Source organism: Halobacteriovorax sp. RZ-2, from assembly GCF_043196685.1.
Classification (GTDB): Bacteria; Bdellovibrionota; Bacteriovoracia; order Bacteriovoracales; family Bacteriovoracaceae; genus Halobacteriovorax_A.
In genome coordinates, this window is record NZ_JBEBMR010000002.1 from 141,647 (window position 1) to 156,217 (window position 14,571).

Sequence of the window (14,571 nt, forward strand, 5' to 3'; positions counted from 1 at the left end):
AATATGCTTAGCCCTTTCGTATTAGCGAAAGGGTTTTTCTGCTGTCATATTGATAAATATCCTCAGGGATAAATTGGTTTATTTTTGAATTATCGATAACACATGAGTACATAACAAAATCGATGAAGTAGCTAGGGAATGGCCAAATCTTTCGAATCGCTTTCGATAGAACTTCCAAGGTAAAAACAGGAAATGGAAAGTCTCTAGTGCCAGTTATCTTCTTTGCCTCTTGAAGAGAGATTGTCTCACTAGGGGCAACGTTGTAGACACCTGTAGGTAGCTTGTCGAGAGATTGAAATAAAATATTTGCCATGTCATATTCATGAATGAATTGCATCATTGGATTGAAATCGATAGGTACTGGAGTCATATTAGAGGTAAGGTATCTTGATATCGTATTATCAATTTGTGGCCCAATGATATTACATGGCCTAAGAACAACGGTTTCAATATTTTCTCTGTTTTTCCACATCCAGTTCGTACAAAGAGCATCGACTTCTGTCACATCTCGAAGTTCTGGATGCTTGATACTAACTTTTAAAGGATAGTCTTCATTAATAAAGACTGGGTTGTCAGCTTGGGCACCGTAGACATGGAAGGTACTAAGCATAATGAATTTCTTTATAGAATACTTCTCAGCAAGTTCTAAGACCTTACTTGTGTTGATAAGACTAAAACTTAAGCGTTCTTCGGCACTTCCTCCTGGTGGAGTTATTCTACCGATCTGATAAATTGTTTCAAACCTATTTTCACGAAATAGTTTTTCAAAATTTCTGCGAGTATAGCGCATACGATGAAAAGTGAAATTTTCAAAATCTACTTCATTCTTCATTCTTCTTGAATCAATTCCAATAATCCTCGCATCAGGAATTCTCTTTGCTAGTAGCCCACAGAGAATATTTGAAAGACCACCTGAAGCACCGATGATCAGGATTGAACGTTTGCTATTCATCGGCCTCTTCCTTTGTCACTTTCTTTGTAAAGGCCCATGGCCTACGAGTCTTTCTTCCTTCATTAAGCATTGATTGGATAACTCGCTCTATTTCACGAATATGTGGATTGATTAAGCTGTCTTCACTGTCTGAATTGATATCCGTTGGTAATTCAATTGGTTTTCCTACGTGAATATCAATGGGAGACGGTAGTGGAAAGTAATTAGCACTTATTGGAAGAGCTGGTAATTTTAAAAACTTCGCAACAGAACTTGCCTGATAGACATAAGGAAAGATTTCTTCAGCTCCGACCACGGCAACAGGAAGAATCTTTACTCCACTTTTGAGGGCCATGCGAAAGAAGCCTGGTGTGAATTCTTGGACGTTATAATAGTTACTTGTGCTTTTTGAAACACCTCTAACTCCTTCTGGAAAGATGAGAAGAGATTCCCCGCGCTTTAAAAGATTTAGGCAATTGTCGCGATCACCAAGAACTGCACCACATTCTGAAGACCACTTATTGATAAATGGTAGGGCGGTAAAGAAGCGTTCGACCATTGGCCTAAGAACTCGTGGTGGTTCATTTTCGAATGCAAAGGCACATCCTATCATTAGGCCATCAATGGCAATTTGACCGGAGTGGTTTGAAATGACCATATATTGTTCATCTTTGATATTCTCTTTTCCAAAAAGACGCACCTTAAAGTAGTGGCGATAAATGGTGTAGAGTATCTCAAAACTTTTACGTGCTTTAGGTATACTAAGTCCCCATGGATCTTCACTTTGTCCATATAGTTCCAATAGACTTTGATAAGTTTTTTCAAGATTATCTTTTTCTTCATTAGTTAGCATGTCCTTGTAACTTGCAAGCTTGCTTTCAAGAACCTGTTCAAAAGAAGAAAATTTTTTTGCTAAAAAATCTAATGAAATCATACTTATCTTTTTGTAAAATAGGGGACGATCTATTATTTATTCTATCTGAAAGAGTGAATTATGCAAAAAGAGGAATGGAAAACCAAGCTTAAGAAAATAGTTGATGAGTGCTCTCAGGAACTATCAAAGGCAACTGTTATTGGAAAGAAGATGCTTACGGCATCCCATACAAATACTTTGTTAAATGAGAAGTATCAAGAGTTGGGACAACTGGCAGCTAAGCACTTAAAGTCTGGGATTCTTGAGTGGGAAAACCCAAGGGTTGATGAGCTCTTAAAAGAAATTAAGGAATATGAAGATCAACTTCACCTCATGGAAGAAGATGTCTCTAATATTAAGTCCAAATGCTCAAAAGAGTAGTTTAGTCTCGTTGAGTATTTGCTAGCTCATATTGTAATAACAGATAATTAATGATGGCATTTTCTAGTTGAGGAACACCTTGTCCTTTCAGTGCCGAAATAAAGTGAATCTGAGTTACCCACTTGTGCTCTTTAAAGATTGCTGGTTTTAACTTATTTAAAGCCGCTCTATCTTTTTGTGTCTTAAGTTTATCAAGCTTATTAAATAATAAAAATGCTTCATGACCAAATGGACTTAGGTAGTCTCTAAAAACTAGGTCGGCCTTTTGGTTAGGGTGACGAGCATCTTGAAGGTTAAGCATTAGGTTTTGTTCCCCGCAATTTCTAAAGAACTCATCCATTAGATTTGCCCAATGAGCATGGATCTCTTTTGATACTTTTGCGTGTCCATATCCTGGAAGGTCAAATAGGTAAAACGGTGGAATATTATCTACAATCTTACCTTCTTTTTCTAATTGAAAAGAAAAGATATTAACTTGGCGTGTACGCCCTGGAGTCTTAGAAGTAACAGCTGTGCTCTTACCAAATAAAGAGTTAATTGTTGATGATTTCCCGGCATTTGAGCGCCCAATGAAACTTACACCAATTGGCTTCTCTGCGTTTAACCATTCGATTAATTGGTTAACGTCTGTCATTCCGTATTTGAATTGAGTTGTCCCTTTGGCAATTTTATATTCCATTTTACTTCTCTTCCGTTTATCAACGATTTTGCTTAAATTCTAAGGAGTTATATATGCTAGAAGTACCAAAGTTAGACAAGCTTGTAAAAGACACATTTTGTGTCCATGGAAATTCTATAGAAATTACACCTTTATTTGGCCCAAAACGTCGGATTTTATTGAATCGAACGGCCTATCATATTGATTTAACAGGAAAGGACCTCATTGTTGAGCCTCTTAGAATCACTCTACCAATACTATCAGAACAGGAACAGGCCGAGTTTAATCTATCAATTGTTAAGACTAATGTTGGTGACACATTCTGTCTGTCAGGAATAAATGGAGCGACATTTAGAATTAATGGCACTTTCTCATCTCATGCCTATTTGAGAAAAGGAGATGAAGTGGCCTTTGGCCGTAACCGTATTCGTTGCTTAAGTGATGATGTTGAGCAGGAGGCTGAACTTGACTACCGAGTTCACCCTAAGCTTAACGTATTAATTGAAGGGGAAACTGGTACTGGGAAAACGCACTTAGCAAAAAGTCTACATGAACAAAGTGGAGTCAGTGGAAATTTTGTGCACTTAAACTTGAGTTCATATTCTCAAAACATTTTAGAATCAGAATTATTTGGCCATAAGAAAGGGGCATTTACAGGTGCTTTAAGTGATAAAGATGGAGCATTAAAAATTGCAAGTGGAGGGACATTATTCTTAGATGAAATTGACTCTATTTCAAAAGAGACACAAGCTAAGCTGCTCTTATTTCTCGATGATGGACTTTTTTATCCTGTTGGATCAAATCAAGCTGAATTTATAAAGACAAGGGTTATCGTTGCCTCTGGCCGTCCTCTTGAAAAACTTGTCCAACAAGGGCAGATGAGGGCCGACTTTTTCTTTCGAGTGTCTTCAGAGGAAGTGATCAGACTTGATTCTTTACGTGATTGCGAGAAGCGTTTAGATCAACTGCTTAACTCATATGAATTCAAACATGGTATTACGATTCATCCGAAACTAAAGAGGTTTTACCAAAATTATTCATGGCCTGGAAATATTAGACAACTCAATGCTCACCTTAGAAAGAAGCACTTGAAAGGGAAGACTAATCTTCTGACTTATTGTGAAATCGATGAATCTCTCATGAAGCTAAATCAAATGGAAATGGTATCTCAAGATGATCATCATTTTTATTCCTATCGAGAAATGAAGTATCATTACTTTCTAAAAATATATAATCATTGTGATCAGAATATTAAAGCTTCAGCAAAGGTCTTAGGAGTTACAAATCAGACACTTCGAACTGTTTTAACCATTTAGAATTGAATCGATATAAACTCTTTCAACGTGGCCGTCGATTTTTAAGTCCTCTATCAATTTGTTGACTTCGTAGCGTACTTTCTCTTTGATGATCTTCTTACCTTCAGGCTCAAGGGGAAAGTTCGGTACAACTGCTTGAAGTGACTCATTAAGACGGTCACGTATTAAAATCTCATTTTCTGGTTTATAGAAATATTGTGCTGTGTAGCGGTTATTAGTCTCTAGAAGTACATCGATAAGAAGAGACTTCATTCCATCTCTATTCTTAATATAAATAGGAACATCCACGTTTCTCAAAAAGATGGTTCTCTTATTTGCAAGACGGTAACGAGAACGGCCCCATTTAGCTTTTTCAAGTTCATCTGCACTTGCGATTTTTCTTTCTTGCTTAGGAGAAGTTTTATCTGAGATTTCCTGAATATTCTGATAAACAGAAATCCCTGTGAGTGAAAACACTGTTAGGGTACAAGTTATACCAACGGCCTTTGCTGGTGAGATTGCTGCAAGCTTCATCGCTACATTCTTTGACCAAAATCCCTTGGCTGCATTGTATGCCATATGAGGAATTTCTCCGGAAAGCTTAAAGTTTTTGATGGCCTCGCCAATAGTGGCCAAACTTTGCTTCTTTGCCAGCATAAATGTGACGAATGCAGCAAGCTTAAGCCTAAACCATTTCCTCGCTGGTCCAGTCAGAAACTCTGGTAGAGATAAAATCTTTTTGATAAGGCCGGTAATTGTGGCCAAGAAATTACGATAGAGATGCTTGATCTTGTCAGGTGTGATTCCCGTAAAGAAATTGGCCAGATTTGTAAGCAAACCATTTAAATATTTTTCAATTTTTAGCCATTTATTCATCATTACGAAATATCCCCAAATCTATCTCTATAGTGCTTATCGGCAAGTGGTCAAAATACCTGAGTATATGGAGTAAATTCCTGAGTAATTTAATAGGCTAGGAAGTTTTTTCTGGATGTGGGGGAAGCTGAATGGATTCTTAAGAAATCTCAATAATTACACCGTAAAGAAGGGGTGATGGGGAGAATTACTTTAGGAGAAGACATGCTTAGAGCATTAACATTACTTTCATTTTTTGCCATTATTTCATGTGGGCCGATCTCGATAGATCGCCAGTTTCTTGATGTAATGGGAGAAGAAGATGAAGGATTCTCATTATTTAGCCCTGGAGAGGCCTTTGATACGGTTGGTGGAGACCCAAGCTACGTAAAATATAGTAGGGACGAAATGCTCAAAAGAACGCCATCTAGTGATGAAGATTATCCTGTCTGGTCGCAAGAAAAGCGCTTGAAAATGGAGCTTCAAGGAAAATTAGATAGTATGCGCCCGGAAGATCGTGAAGCTTTTCGTCGCAAAGAGAGAATGTTTGATAATGACTCTCAAAAACTCTACTACTTAACTCTGACTAGGGCCGAGCAGCAACAATATGGAAAAACTCTTGTGCAGTACGAGAGACAAAGAAAGTTTGAGGCACGTAAACCTGCTTCAATATTTCACTATTCACCAAGAGCTCAGGCCCACCGCGAAATAGCTCTGGGAATGGATAAAAAGAATGTAATTGATAGATGGGGAAACCCTCATCGCGTTGACACAGCAGGTAATCCACACCTTGAAAATGAGCGATGGACCTTCTTTGAAAATGGAGACCGTAAATATGTCTACTTTAGCCAAGGAAAGGTAGAAGGTTGGTCTCTGGAGTAGTCTGGCCAATAGTTAAGGAAGTATAATAAATATCGAATATTATTACTTCTAGCGGTTGATATCGCTGTGTATTTGAGTTAAAAAAGTCATTCATTGGGAGAGGAAATGGCCAAAAATATTTATTCAATGACTGGCTTTGGTAAGGCCGAAGCAGGTAGTGAAAGCCTTCAAGTTACAGTTGAGATCAAGACTGTAAATCATCGTTTTAAAGATATTCGATTTAAAATGTCTTCACTATTCAATAGTGTTGAACTTGAAATGAGAAATCTTATTTCACAAAATTTCAAACGCGGAAGCTTTGATATAAATGTTAGTTATAAACGCCTAGAAACGAAATCACGTTTTGATGATATTGATACTGAAAAAGTGAACGCTTTTATCAGCTCGATGAAGCATCTGGCCGATAAGAATGATGTTCAACTTGATATTAAGCCAACTGATTTTTTACGTAATGAATTTATGAAAGAAGTCGATGAGTCTTCAATTGATGAGATGAATAAATTTGCAATTGATGCCCTTAAGGGTGCCATTGAAAATTTAAAAGAGTCTCGTAAGGTTGAAGGTCAGAAAATGGTCGATGTTATTAAAAAGCATCAGCAATCTTATGAAGAGTTTTTTAATATTGTAAATGATAAGTCGGATGAATTCCAAGCGGCCGTAAAGGAAAGGCTTGAGAAGCGATTTGATGAATATAAAACGGCGATGCCAGTAGATGAACCTCGCTTTATGCAAGAGGTAATCTTCTATTTAGAAAAGATGGATATTCACGAAGAAATTAATCGTATTAATGCTCACCTTTCTAAACTTAATGATCTCCTTACAAAAGGTGGAGAAGTTGGCCGTCAAATAGATTTTCTTATTCAAGAACTTAACCGTGAAACGAATACAACGGGATCGAAGTCAACTCTTCAAGAGATCTCTGAAGCCGTTGTTCAAATGAAGGTTCAGTTAGAAAAGATTCGAGAGCAAGGTTTAAACCTCGAGTAGTATTATGAGTGAAGGTAAAATTATAGTTATTGTTGCACCATCTGGATCAGGGAAATCAACTCTGATTAAGAGAATTAAAAATGAATTCCACGATCTTTTGGAATCTGTTTCTTTTACAACACGTAAGGCACGTGAAGGTGAAGAAAATGGACAGCACTATAACTTTATTACGGAAGAAAAGTTTCTTGCTATGAAAGAGCAAGATGCATTCTTAGAGTGGGCACAAGTTCACGGAAATTATTACGGTACATCAAAAGAGTTCGTGGAGAGTGAAATTGCCAAAGGGCATAATCTACTTTTCGATCTTGATGTTCAGGGTACTGACTCATTTAAGGAATACTTTGGTGATCGAGCACGTGTGATCTTTATTGCACCACCTAGTGTTGAAGCATTAGAGCAAAGGCTTCGTGGCCGCGGTACAGAGACAGATGAAAGTTTAAATATTCGTCTTGATAATGCAAAACGCGAATTACTAAGAAAGAATGATTACGATTATCTTGTGGTTAATGATGACCTTGAGACGGCATATATTGAATTAAAAGATATTTTTGAAGGAATCTTAAGAAAGTAATGTACCAGCAACTCGATTTCGCCCATGAGCGCGAATTAAATATTGATGAACTTTGTCGACGTGTCGAAACTTATTATCCAGACGCGGATTTCACTCTTTTAAGAAAAGCTTATCTCTTTGCAGAAAAGTCCCATGAGGGCCAGATGCGAAGCTCTGGAGAGAAGTATATCATTCACCCGCTGAATGTTGCTGCAACTCTTGTAAAGCTTCATATGGATCTCGATACGATTATTGCAGGTCTTCTTCACGATGTTGTTGAAGATTGTAGTGTCACTCCTGAGGAAATTGAAAAAGAATTTACGACTGAGATTGCTCAAATTGTTGTTGGCCTAACTAAGATTTCTAAAATGAAATTTAAGTCTAAGGAACAATCACAAGCGGAGAACTTCCGTAAGATGGTTGTTGCGATGGCGCAAGACTTGCGAGTTATTATTGTTAAGCTTGCAGATCGTATGCACAATATGAAAACTCTTCAGTATGTACGCGAAGAAAAACAAAAGCGTATTGCGGAAGAAACACTTGATATCTATGTTCCTCTAGCATCGAGACTAGGTATCAACTCAGTTAAAATTGAACTCGAAGATATTTGTCTTCGCTACTTACACCCTGATGTTTACTATCGCTTGGCCGAAAAAGTTGCGATGAAAAAGAGCGATCGTGAAATCTATATTGGAGACACGATTGGGGTGGTAACTGAAAAGCTTTTTGAATACTCTGTTAAGGCCGACATTACTGGGCGTTCAAAACACTTTTATTCAATTTATAAGAAGATGGTTTCACGTGGTGTTGATTTTGAACAAATCCACGATATCCTAGCGTTTAGAATCATCGTTAATAATATTACTGAATGTTATAAGGCCCTTGGTGTAATCCACTCGGCATTCACGCCAATTCCTGGCCGTTTTAAAGACTATATTGCGATTCCAAAGGTTAACAATTATCAGTCTCTTCACACGACTGTTGTTGGACCTAAGGCAGAAAGAATTGAAATTCAGATTCGTACCCAAGAGATGCATGAAGTTGCTGAACGAGGGATTGCAGCCCACTGGAAGTATAAAGAAGGGATGTCTTCTGGTAAGACAAAACTCGATTGGGTCCAAGAGCTTCTTGAGTACAATAAAGATACTGATAATAGTTCTGAATTCATGTCTCATGTTAAGAATGATTTAGACGTTGGTGGTGTTTTTGTTTTCACTCCTAATGGAGATGTTTTTGAACTTCAAGATAACTCAACACCGCTAGACTTTGCCTATCGAGTTCACACAGATATTGGACATCGTTGTGTTGGTGCGAAAGTAAATGGCAGAATGGTACCATTAAAGTACGTTCTTCGCTCAGGTGATACAATTGAGATTCTAACTTCTAAAACTCAAACACCAAATAAAGATTGGCTTAATATTGTTAAGTCTTCTAAGGCAAAGGCCAAGATTAAGTCATGGCTTCTTAAGGCCGAAAGAGAGCGCAATATTGAAGTTGGTAAGGAAACTCTTGATAAGGCATTTAAGGTTCTTGGTACGACTTTAAAAGCAGTTTTAAAGCGTAATGAGCTTGATTATGCGAAAGAGAATCTAACTAATGTAAAAACATATAGTGAAATCTACAATAACGTAGGTGCTGGGAAACTTCATGTCGATAAGGTTATCGAATGTATTCCTGGCCTAAGAGATGAAAAAGTTGATGATGCAAAGAAGAAAGAAATTTCCTCTCTTACTTCAACGATTTCTCGCACGGCTAAGAAACGTGCCCATAAAGATAATGCTGTAATCGTTGATGGGATGGATGACTTAATGGTTCGTATGGCCCGTTGCTGTAATCCAATTCCAGGTGATCCGATTATTGGTTATATTACTCGTGGACGTGGAATTACAATTCATCGTTCAGACTGTACTCGCTACGATGTAGGCGATGTTGGAAGACAGATTGCCGTTGAATGGAATGAGAATTTTACATTCAAGCATCCAGTAAATATCAGAGTTCTTACTCATGATCGTCCAGGTATTCTTTCAATGATCTCTAAAGAGATTGGAAATCTTGGTGTTAATATTCGCTCAGCGATGGCGAAGTCAACGCAAGATAGAAAGGGTAGCTTAATTTTTGAAATTGAAGTTAAGGATTATTCGGAACTTCTTAAGACGATTTCTGGACTTGAAGCACTAGACTCCGTGATCTCTGTTACTAGAGGTTAGCATATTAAAAGAAAAGCAGGTCCTAAGACCTGCTTTTTTATTTCTTACTTAAAGTATCCAATTAAAGTTTCAACACCTTGACCAGAACCACCTTCTTGAGCAAGTGATGGTCTAAATCCACTTGTCCAACCAAAGATATCAAAGTGTGCCCACTTAGTGTCACCAATGAATTTCTCTAGGAAAAGAGCTGCACCAATTGAACCACCTTTTACCTTAGACATATTATTCATATCAGCAAAATTCGATTTGAAACCTTTGTAGTAAGGTCTATATAAAGGCATACGCCAAGAAAGGTCACCATTCTTTTGAGAAGCCTTTAGAAGCTTGTCAGCAAGCTCGTCATCGTTTGCAAACATACTTGTAACAAAATCACCCATAGAAACTTTTGCGGCACCTGTTAGTGTTGCAAAATCAATTAGAACTTCAGGTTTCTCTTTTTGAGTGATTGCAATATCCATAGCATCCGCAAGAGCTAGTCTTCCTTCTGCATCAGTATTACCAATTTCAACCTTTAGGCCATTGCGAGAAGTGTAGATATCTCCAGGACGAGAAGCAAGCTCGTTAATTGAGTTTTCTGCAAGTGCTAGGTAGAGGTCAACTTTCTTCTTTACACCTGATTTCTCAAGCCAAGTCGCAAAGCCCATAACAGTTGCTGAACCACCCATATCTTTTTTCATTACGCCCATACCTGCGCCACTTTTAACATTTAGTCCACCACAGTCAAATGTGATCCCTTTACCAACAATAGCAGTAGGTTTCCCTTTTGCTCCAGCAGGTCTGTATTTAAGGTGAACAATTCTTGGAGGAGTCGCAGACGCTTGTCCAACGCTTAGAATTAGCCCACAATTTTCTTTGGCAAGCTTCTTCTCATCGTAAACAGTAACCTTCATTGTTGTTGATTTTGCAAAGTACTTCTTAACAGCATTTGCATAAGTTACAGGGTTTAGCATATTTGCAGGAAGGTTAACTAAGTGCCTTGCTGTATTAATTGATTGTGCCATTGATAGAGCAGAGTCTACCGTTGACTTCGTTACTTTCTTTCCGTCATTAAAGAAAGAGATTGCACCAAAGTTTAACTCTTCTTTAAAACGGTAAAGGGCAAGTTCTAATCCTACGATTGCACCAGTAATCATTTCTTGATCAAGTCCATAGAAATTAACTTCTACTTTCTTTGATCTTTCTTTTGTAATCTGACCAACAAGAGATCCTAGTGCCTCTCTTGCAAGTGAATAGTTACTATCTGCAATCAGGTTATAATGTTGCTCTTCAGCTTTAACTTCTTCAATAACCTTGAAGATAATAGGGCCTTCACTACCAAGGATACTAACTTCTTTCTCTTCTCCAATTCTACCAATGATCCACTCAGGGATATGCTCAGAATGAGTGATATTACTTTCTTCTAATGCGCTAGCTGTTAGTAAGTAAATTCTCGTTACTGTTGAACGAAGTGTTTTTGGGCCACTTTTCTTAGTTGCCATAATTGATGGAACGATATTCATTATTCCTCCTATTTAAATTTTAATCTTCACTGGCCAAGGCCAAGTAAGTAAGTGTTCTGAAGTATTTAAATACTTCTTTATAGATAATTTTAAGACTTCTGAAAGAGTTTAGTGGTGACTTAACTCCCCAGAAATAGAACTTGTAGTGATCGTTTTCGCGACGACGATATTCGATAATCGATTTGATTCGAAGAATATGGTAGTCGTGTGACACAATCAATACTGAGTCAATATTACTCTTTTTACGAAGAGCTTGTAGTGTTTCTAATACGTTTTCATATGTATTTTTCGCATTATAATCAATGTCGAGAAAATCATGGTTGATCTCATCAGTGATTTGATGACTTTGAATAAGAGTACTTACATTATTTTTTGTATGAACTCCTGAAATGAGAATATTCTCTTGATTGTACTCTTTTGCTAAGCGAATTGCTTCTTGAATGCGGCCTCTGTCTCCGGTGAAGACGACGATAATATCTGGTCGTTTCTTATAGAAAGTTTCTTTAGTTTTAACATTTTCATTTTGAGAGTAGAGGATGAGGGTGTAAGAAAGAAGTGAGTAGCCTAGGATGAAAATAACAAACTTGGAGAAAAGCTCGAGGGCCTTTCTCCAAGATCTTGTTTGTTTTGTTTCAAATACATACTTCTTATCAAACATAAAACAGTATTATCTATCCTTTCGCTGCAATAACTTCAATTTCTACCACAGCTCCCTTAGGAAGTGCTGGAACTTGAACACAGCTTCTTGCTGGGTATGGAGCTGTAAAGTAAGCTTCATAAGCAGCATTAACCTCACCAAAGTTAGCAAGGTCAGTAACAAAGATTGAAGTTTTGATGATATGCTCACGAGTTAGGTTTTGTGACTCGAGAAGCCCATCAATATTCTTCATGATTTGGTTTAGTTGAGGAACAAATCCTTCTTGTAATTCGCTAGTCGCAGGATCAATTCCAATTTGACCAGAAAAGAAGTAAGTTCCGTTATATTCAACACCTTGAGAGTATGTTCCTACTGCGCTTGGTGCCTTATCTGTTGCAATAATATTCTTTTTAAAGCTCATATAATAATCCTTCCTATTAGTCGTGCTTTGGCTCTTCTAGTGATCTAAGGGCCGTTAAGCGACAAGAGTCAACGATCTCTTTAATTGAAGCCGTTCTTTGAATGATATTAACTGTCTGATTCATTGGAGCAAGAATTGGCCCAATAGCAGAAGCTTCACTCAGTTGAGCAAGTAGCTTGTAAGAGATATTTGCCGAGTTAAGTTCAGGGAAGATAAGAATATCTGCAGAACCACCAAGCTCACTAAAGTCAAATAGGTGATCCATAATATTTGCGTTTACCGCAACATCTGCTTGCATTTCACCTTCGATCTTAAGCTCAGGGTATTTTTCTTTAGCTAGCTTTGTTGCCGTTTTCATCTTCTTTGCACCAGGAAGTTTTGAATCCCCAAAGTTTGAGTAACTTAGGAAAGCAATTCTTGGCTCTCGTCTCATTAGTGACTTGTAAAGATGCTGAGTTGATTTAGCAATTTCAACAAGATCTTCTGCTGAAGGATCTGGTTGTACTGTAGTATCAGCTAGGAATAGAACACGGTCTTTAAATACTAGAATGAAAACACCTGCTGCCTTTTTACCTGCTTGAGCTCCAATTACACTTAGTGCTGGCTTTAGACAGTCACTGTAGTTTAGAGTTGGTCCAGCAATAAAAGCGTCTGCTAGTCCTTTCTTAACCATCATTGAACCATAGAAGTTCTCTTGGATCATTAAGTCTTCGGCCGCATTAAGAGAAACACCTTCTCTTTGCTTCATTTCACAGTATTCAGTGTAGAATTCTTTGAAGTTTGGTGCCTTACGTGGACGAATAATTTCAATGCTATCGTCTAAAACATCTTCTAAGTTTAGAGACTTGATTTTTGCTCTGATATCATCTGGGTGTCCAAGTAGGATCGGTTGAATTGTATCACCTTCTGCAAGTGTTTTAGCAACATGAAGAATTCTTGTGTTAACACCTTCTGCAAAAACCATTTTAACTTTCTTCCCATCACGCGCTTTAATTTGTGAAGCTAGACGGTCACGAACAGTTTTCATGAATGCACCAGATGCCGATAAACGACTTGCTAAGTGCTCTGAGTATTCTTGAAGATCATCGATATTCATTCTGGCAACACCTGTATCCATTGCCGCTTTAGCAACAGCTGGAGCAAGTCTCACAAGAACTCGTGTATCAAATGGTTTTGGAATAATATAATTCTTTCCGTATTTGAAGTCTTCACCTTGGTAAGCAAGTTTTACTTCGTCAGGAACTTCTTCTTTTGCAAGTTCAGCAAGAGCGTAAACTGCAGCAAGCTTCATCTCTTCATTAATCTTACGTGCGCGAACATCAAGTGCTCCTCTAAAGATTGAAGGGAAGCCTAGAACGTTATTAACTTGGTTAGGGAAGTCTGAGCGTCCTGTTGCCATAATTGCATCATCACGAACTTCTTCAACTTCACTTGGAAGAATTTCTGGATCAGGGTTTGCCATAGCAAAGATGATAGGGCTTTTTGCCATCGTCTTAACCATGTCTTTTGTTAAAACACCTTTAGCTGAACAACCGATAAATACATCAGCATCAACCATTGCATCACCAAGAGTTCTTGCATCTGTTTCGTTTGCAAACTCTTCCTTGTATTTGTTCATTCCATCTTCACGGCCTTTATAAATAACACCGCGAGAATCTGTCATAATTAAGTTTTCTGGCTTTACTCCAAGGTGGAAGAAAAGCTTAGCACATGCCATTGAAGCGGCACCTGCACCAGAGAATACTACTTTTACTTTATCAATTTTCTTTTTAGATAATTCTAGAGCATTGATGAAACCTGCTGCTGCAATAATTGCAGTACCGTGTTGGTCATCGTGGAAAACTGGAATATCCATTTTTTCGATTAGTTGTTTTTCGATTTCAAAACACTCTGGTGCTTTAATATCTTCAAGGTTGATACCACCAAAAGTTGGCTCAAGTGCCTTAACAACATTAACCATTCCATCAACAGTTGATTCTTCAACTTCAATATCAAAAACATCGATATCGGCGAAGCGCTTGAAAAGAATCCCTTTACCTTCCATTACTGGCTTACCAGCAGCGGCTCCGATATTTCCAAGACCAAGAACAGCTGAACCGTTTGAAACAACCGCAACAAGATTTCCTTTTGCAGTGTACTTGTAAACATCATCTGGGTTCTTTGCAATTTCTAGACATGGGTGAGCAACACCTGGAGAGTATGCTTTTGTTAAATCAGATGCTGTTAAACATGGTTTTGTTGCAACAACTTCGATTTTTCCAGGGCGTCCCATTGAGTGGTAATTTAGTGCTTTTTCAATTTTTTGAGCATCCGCGCTCGATTTGTCCGTGACTTTTTTATTATCAGTCATATGTA

Annotated in this window: 14 protein-coding genes; 6 read left to right on the top strand and 8 right to left on the bottom strand. The window is 37.9% G+C overall.

Annotated elements, in window-relative coordinates:
* Positions 1 to 7: 7 nt before the first annotated feature.
* Both ABMA78_RS06695 and ABMA78_RS06700 read right to left on the bottom strand, forming a co-directional pair.
* Positions 8 to 952 carry an NAD-dependent epimerase/dehydratase family protein gene (locus ABMA78_RS06695; RefSeq protein ID WP_392858261.1) on the bottom strand — a complete coding sequence of 315 codons (945 nt, stop codon included), beginning with the start codon at positions 950 to 952 and terminating at the stop codon, positions 8 to 10.
* Entirely contained in the window at positions 945 to 1,865 is a 921-nt protein-coding gene (locus tag ABMA78_RS06700; protein ID WP_392858263.1) for a lysophospholipid acyltransferase family protein, read from the bottom strand. The genes ABMA78_RS06695 and ABMA78_RS06700 overlap by 8 nt, the downstream gene beginning before the upstream one ends.
* Before the next feature lie 60 nt (positions 1,866 to 1,925).
* On the opposite strand from ABMA78_RS06700, the gene ABMA78_RS06705 reads away from it, so the two are divergent.
* The gene (locus tag ABMA78_RS06705; protein WP_392858265.1) at positions 1,926 to 2,225 is read left to right on the top strand and encodes a hypothetical protein; all 300 of its coding nucleotides are present in this window, start codon (positions 1,926 to 1,928) and stop codon (positions 2,223 to 2,225) included.
* Position 2,226: 1 nt separating this feature from the next.
* Here the strand turns inward: ABMA78_RS06705 and yihA are convergent, their stop codons facing one another.
* A complete protein-coding gene (gene yihA / locus ABMA78_RS06710; protein ID WP_392858268.1) occupies positions 2,227 to 2,904 on the bottom strand; it encodes a ribosome biogenesis GTP-binding protein YihA/YsxC in 678 nt (225 codons plus the stop codon).
* A gap of 53 nt (positions 2,905 to 2,957) precedes the next feature.
* On the opposite strand from yihA, the gene ABMA78_RS06715 reads away from it, so the two are divergent.
* The gene (locus tag ABMA78_RS06715) at positions 2,958 to 4,199 is read left to right on the top strand and encodes a sigma 54-interacting transcriptional regulator (protein WP_392858270.1); all 1,242 of its coding nucleotides are present in this window, start codon (positions 2,958 to 2,960) and stop codon (positions 4,197 to 4,199) included.
* Here the strand turns inward: ABMA78_RS06715 and ABMA78_RS06720 are convergent.
* The gene (locus tag ABMA78_RS06720; RefSeq protein WP_392858273.1) at positions 4,188 to 5,057 is read right to left on the bottom strand and encodes a flagellar basal body-associated FliL family protein; all 870 of its coding nucleotides are present in this window, start codon (positions 5,055 to 5,057) and stop codon (positions 4,188 to 4,190) included. The genes ABMA78_RS06715 and ABMA78_RS06720 overlap by 12 nt on opposite strands.
* Before the next feature lie 201 nt (positions 5,058 to 5,258).
* On the opposite strand from ABMA78_RS06720, the gene ABMA78_RS06725 reads away from it, so the two are divergent.
* From ABMA78_RS06725 to ABMA78_RS06740, 4 genes are all read left to right on the top strand, one after another.
* Positions 5,259 to 5,915, top strand: coding sequence for a hypothetical protein (locus ABMA78_RS06725; RefSeq protein ID WP_392858275.1), 657 nt, complete (start codon positions 5,259 to 5,261; stop codon positions 5,913 to 5,915).
* A 105-nt stretch (positions 5,916 to 6,020) separates the two neighbouring features.
* Positions 6,021 to 6,902: a YicC/YloC family endoribonuclease gene (locus tag ABMA78_RS06730; RefSeq protein WP_392858278.1), complete on the top strand. Its 882-nt coding sequence runs from the start codon at positions 6,021 to 6,023 to the stop codon at positions 6,900 to 6,902.
* 4 nt (positions 6,903 to 6,906) lie between these two features.
* Positions 6,907 to 7,473, top strand: a complete 567-nt coding sequence (gene gmk, locus ABMA78_RS06735; RefSeq protein WP_392858280.1) for a guanylate kinase — start codon at positions 6,907 to 6,909, stop codon at positions 7,471 to 7,473.
* The gene (locus ABMA78_RS06740; protein ID WP_392858282.1) at positions 7,473 to 9,659 is read left to right on the top strand and encodes a RelA/SpoT family protein; all 2,187 of its coding nucleotides are present in this window, start codon (positions 7,473 to 7,475) and stop codon (positions 9,657 to 9,659) included. The genes gmk and ABMA78_RS06740 overlap by 1 nt, the downstream gene beginning before the upstream one ends.
* A gap of 44 nt (positions 9,660 to 9,703) precedes the next feature.
* Here the strand turns inward: ABMA78_RS06740 and ABMA78_RS06745 are convergent, their stop codons facing one another.
* The 4 genes from ABMA78_RS06745 to ABMA78_RS06760 are packed head-to-tail and all read right to left on the bottom strand — an operon-like array spanning position 9,704 to position 14,566.
* Positions 9,704 to 11,158: a leucyl aminopeptidase family protein gene (locus ABMA78_RS06745; RefSeq protein WP_392858285.1), complete on the bottom strand. Its 1,455-nt coding sequence runs from the start codon at positions 11,156 to 11,158 to the stop codon at positions 9,704 to 9,706.
* 19 nt (positions 11,159 to 11,177) lie between these two features.
* Positions 11,178 to 11,816, bottom strand: coding sequence for a YdcF family protein (locus tag ABMA78_RS06750; RefSeq protein WP_392858287.1), 639 nt, complete (start codon positions 11,814 to 11,816; stop codon positions 11,178 to 11,180).
* A gap of 13 nt (positions 11,817 to 11,829) precedes the next feature.
* The gene (locus ABMA78_RS06755) at positions 11,830 to 12,216 is read right to left on the bottom strand and encodes a Rid family detoxifying hydrolase (RefSeq protein WP_392858290.1); all 387 of its coding nucleotides are present in this window, start codon (positions 12,214 to 12,216) and stop codon (positions 11,830 to 11,832) included.
* Positions 12,217 to 12,232: 16 nt separating this feature from the next.
* Positions 12,233 to 14,566: an NADP-dependent malic enzyme gene (locus ABMA78_RS06760; RefSeq protein ID WP_392858293.1), complete on the bottom strand. Its 2,334-nt coding sequence runs from the start codon at positions 14,564 to 14,566 to the stop codon at positions 12,233 to 12,235.
* Positions 14,567 to 14,571: the final 5 nt, after the last annotated feature.

Coding starts and splice junctions, on each gene's coding strand:
- ABMA78_RS06695 (WP_392858261.1), bottom strand. CDS start 952: ATGAATAGCAAACGTTCAATCCTGATCATCGGTGCTTCAGGTGGTCTT.
- ABMA78_RS06700 (WP_392858263.1), bottom strand. CDS start 1,865: ATGATTTCATTAGATTTTTTAGCAAAAAAATTTTCTTCTTTTGAACAG.
- ABMA78_RS06705 (WP_392858265.1), top strand. CDS start 1,926: ATGCAAAAAGAGGAATGGAAAACCAAGCTTAAGAAAATAGTTGATGAG.
- yihA (WP_392858268.1), bottom strand. CDS start 2,904: ATGGAATATAAAATTGCCAAAGGGACAACTCAATTCAAATACGGAATG.
- ABMA78_RS06715 (WP_392858270.1), top strand. CDS start 2,958: ATGCTAGAAGTACCAAAGTTAGACAAGCTTGTAAAAGACACATTTTGT.
- ABMA78_RS06720 (WP_392858273.1), bottom strand. CDS start 5,057: ATGATGAATAAATGGCTAAAAATTGAAAAATATTTAAATGGTTTGCTT.
- ABMA78_RS06725 (WP_392858275.1), top strand. CDS start 5,259: ATGCTTAGAGCATTAACATTACTTTCATTTTTTGCCATTATTTCATGT.
- ABMA78_RS06730 (WP_392858278.1), top strand. CDS start 6,021: ATGGCCAAAAATATTTATTCAATGACTGGCTTTGGTAAGGCCGAAGCA.
- gmk (WP_392858280.1), top strand. CDS start 6,907: ATGAGTGAAGGTAAAATTATAGTTATTGTTGCACCATCTGGATCAGGG.
- ABMA78_RS06740 (WP_392858282.1), top strand. CDS start 7,473: ATGTACCAGCAACTCGATTTCGCCCATGAGCGCGAATTAAATATTGAT.
- ABMA78_RS06745 (WP_392858285.1), bottom strand. CDS start 11,158: ATGAATATCGTTCCATCAATTATGGCAACTAAGAAAAGTGGCCCAAAA.
- ABMA78_RS06750 (WP_392858287.1), bottom strand. CDS start 11,816: ATGTTTGATAAGAAGTATGTATTTGAAACAAAACAAACAAGATCTTGG.
- ABMA78_RS06755 (WP_392858290.1), bottom strand. CDS start 12,216: ATGAGCTTTAAAAAGAATATTATTGCAACAGATAAGGCACCAAGCGCA.
- ABMA78_RS06760 (WP_392858293.1), bottom strand. CDS start 14,566: ATGACTGATAATAAAAAAGTCACGGACAAATCGAGCGCGGATGCTCAA.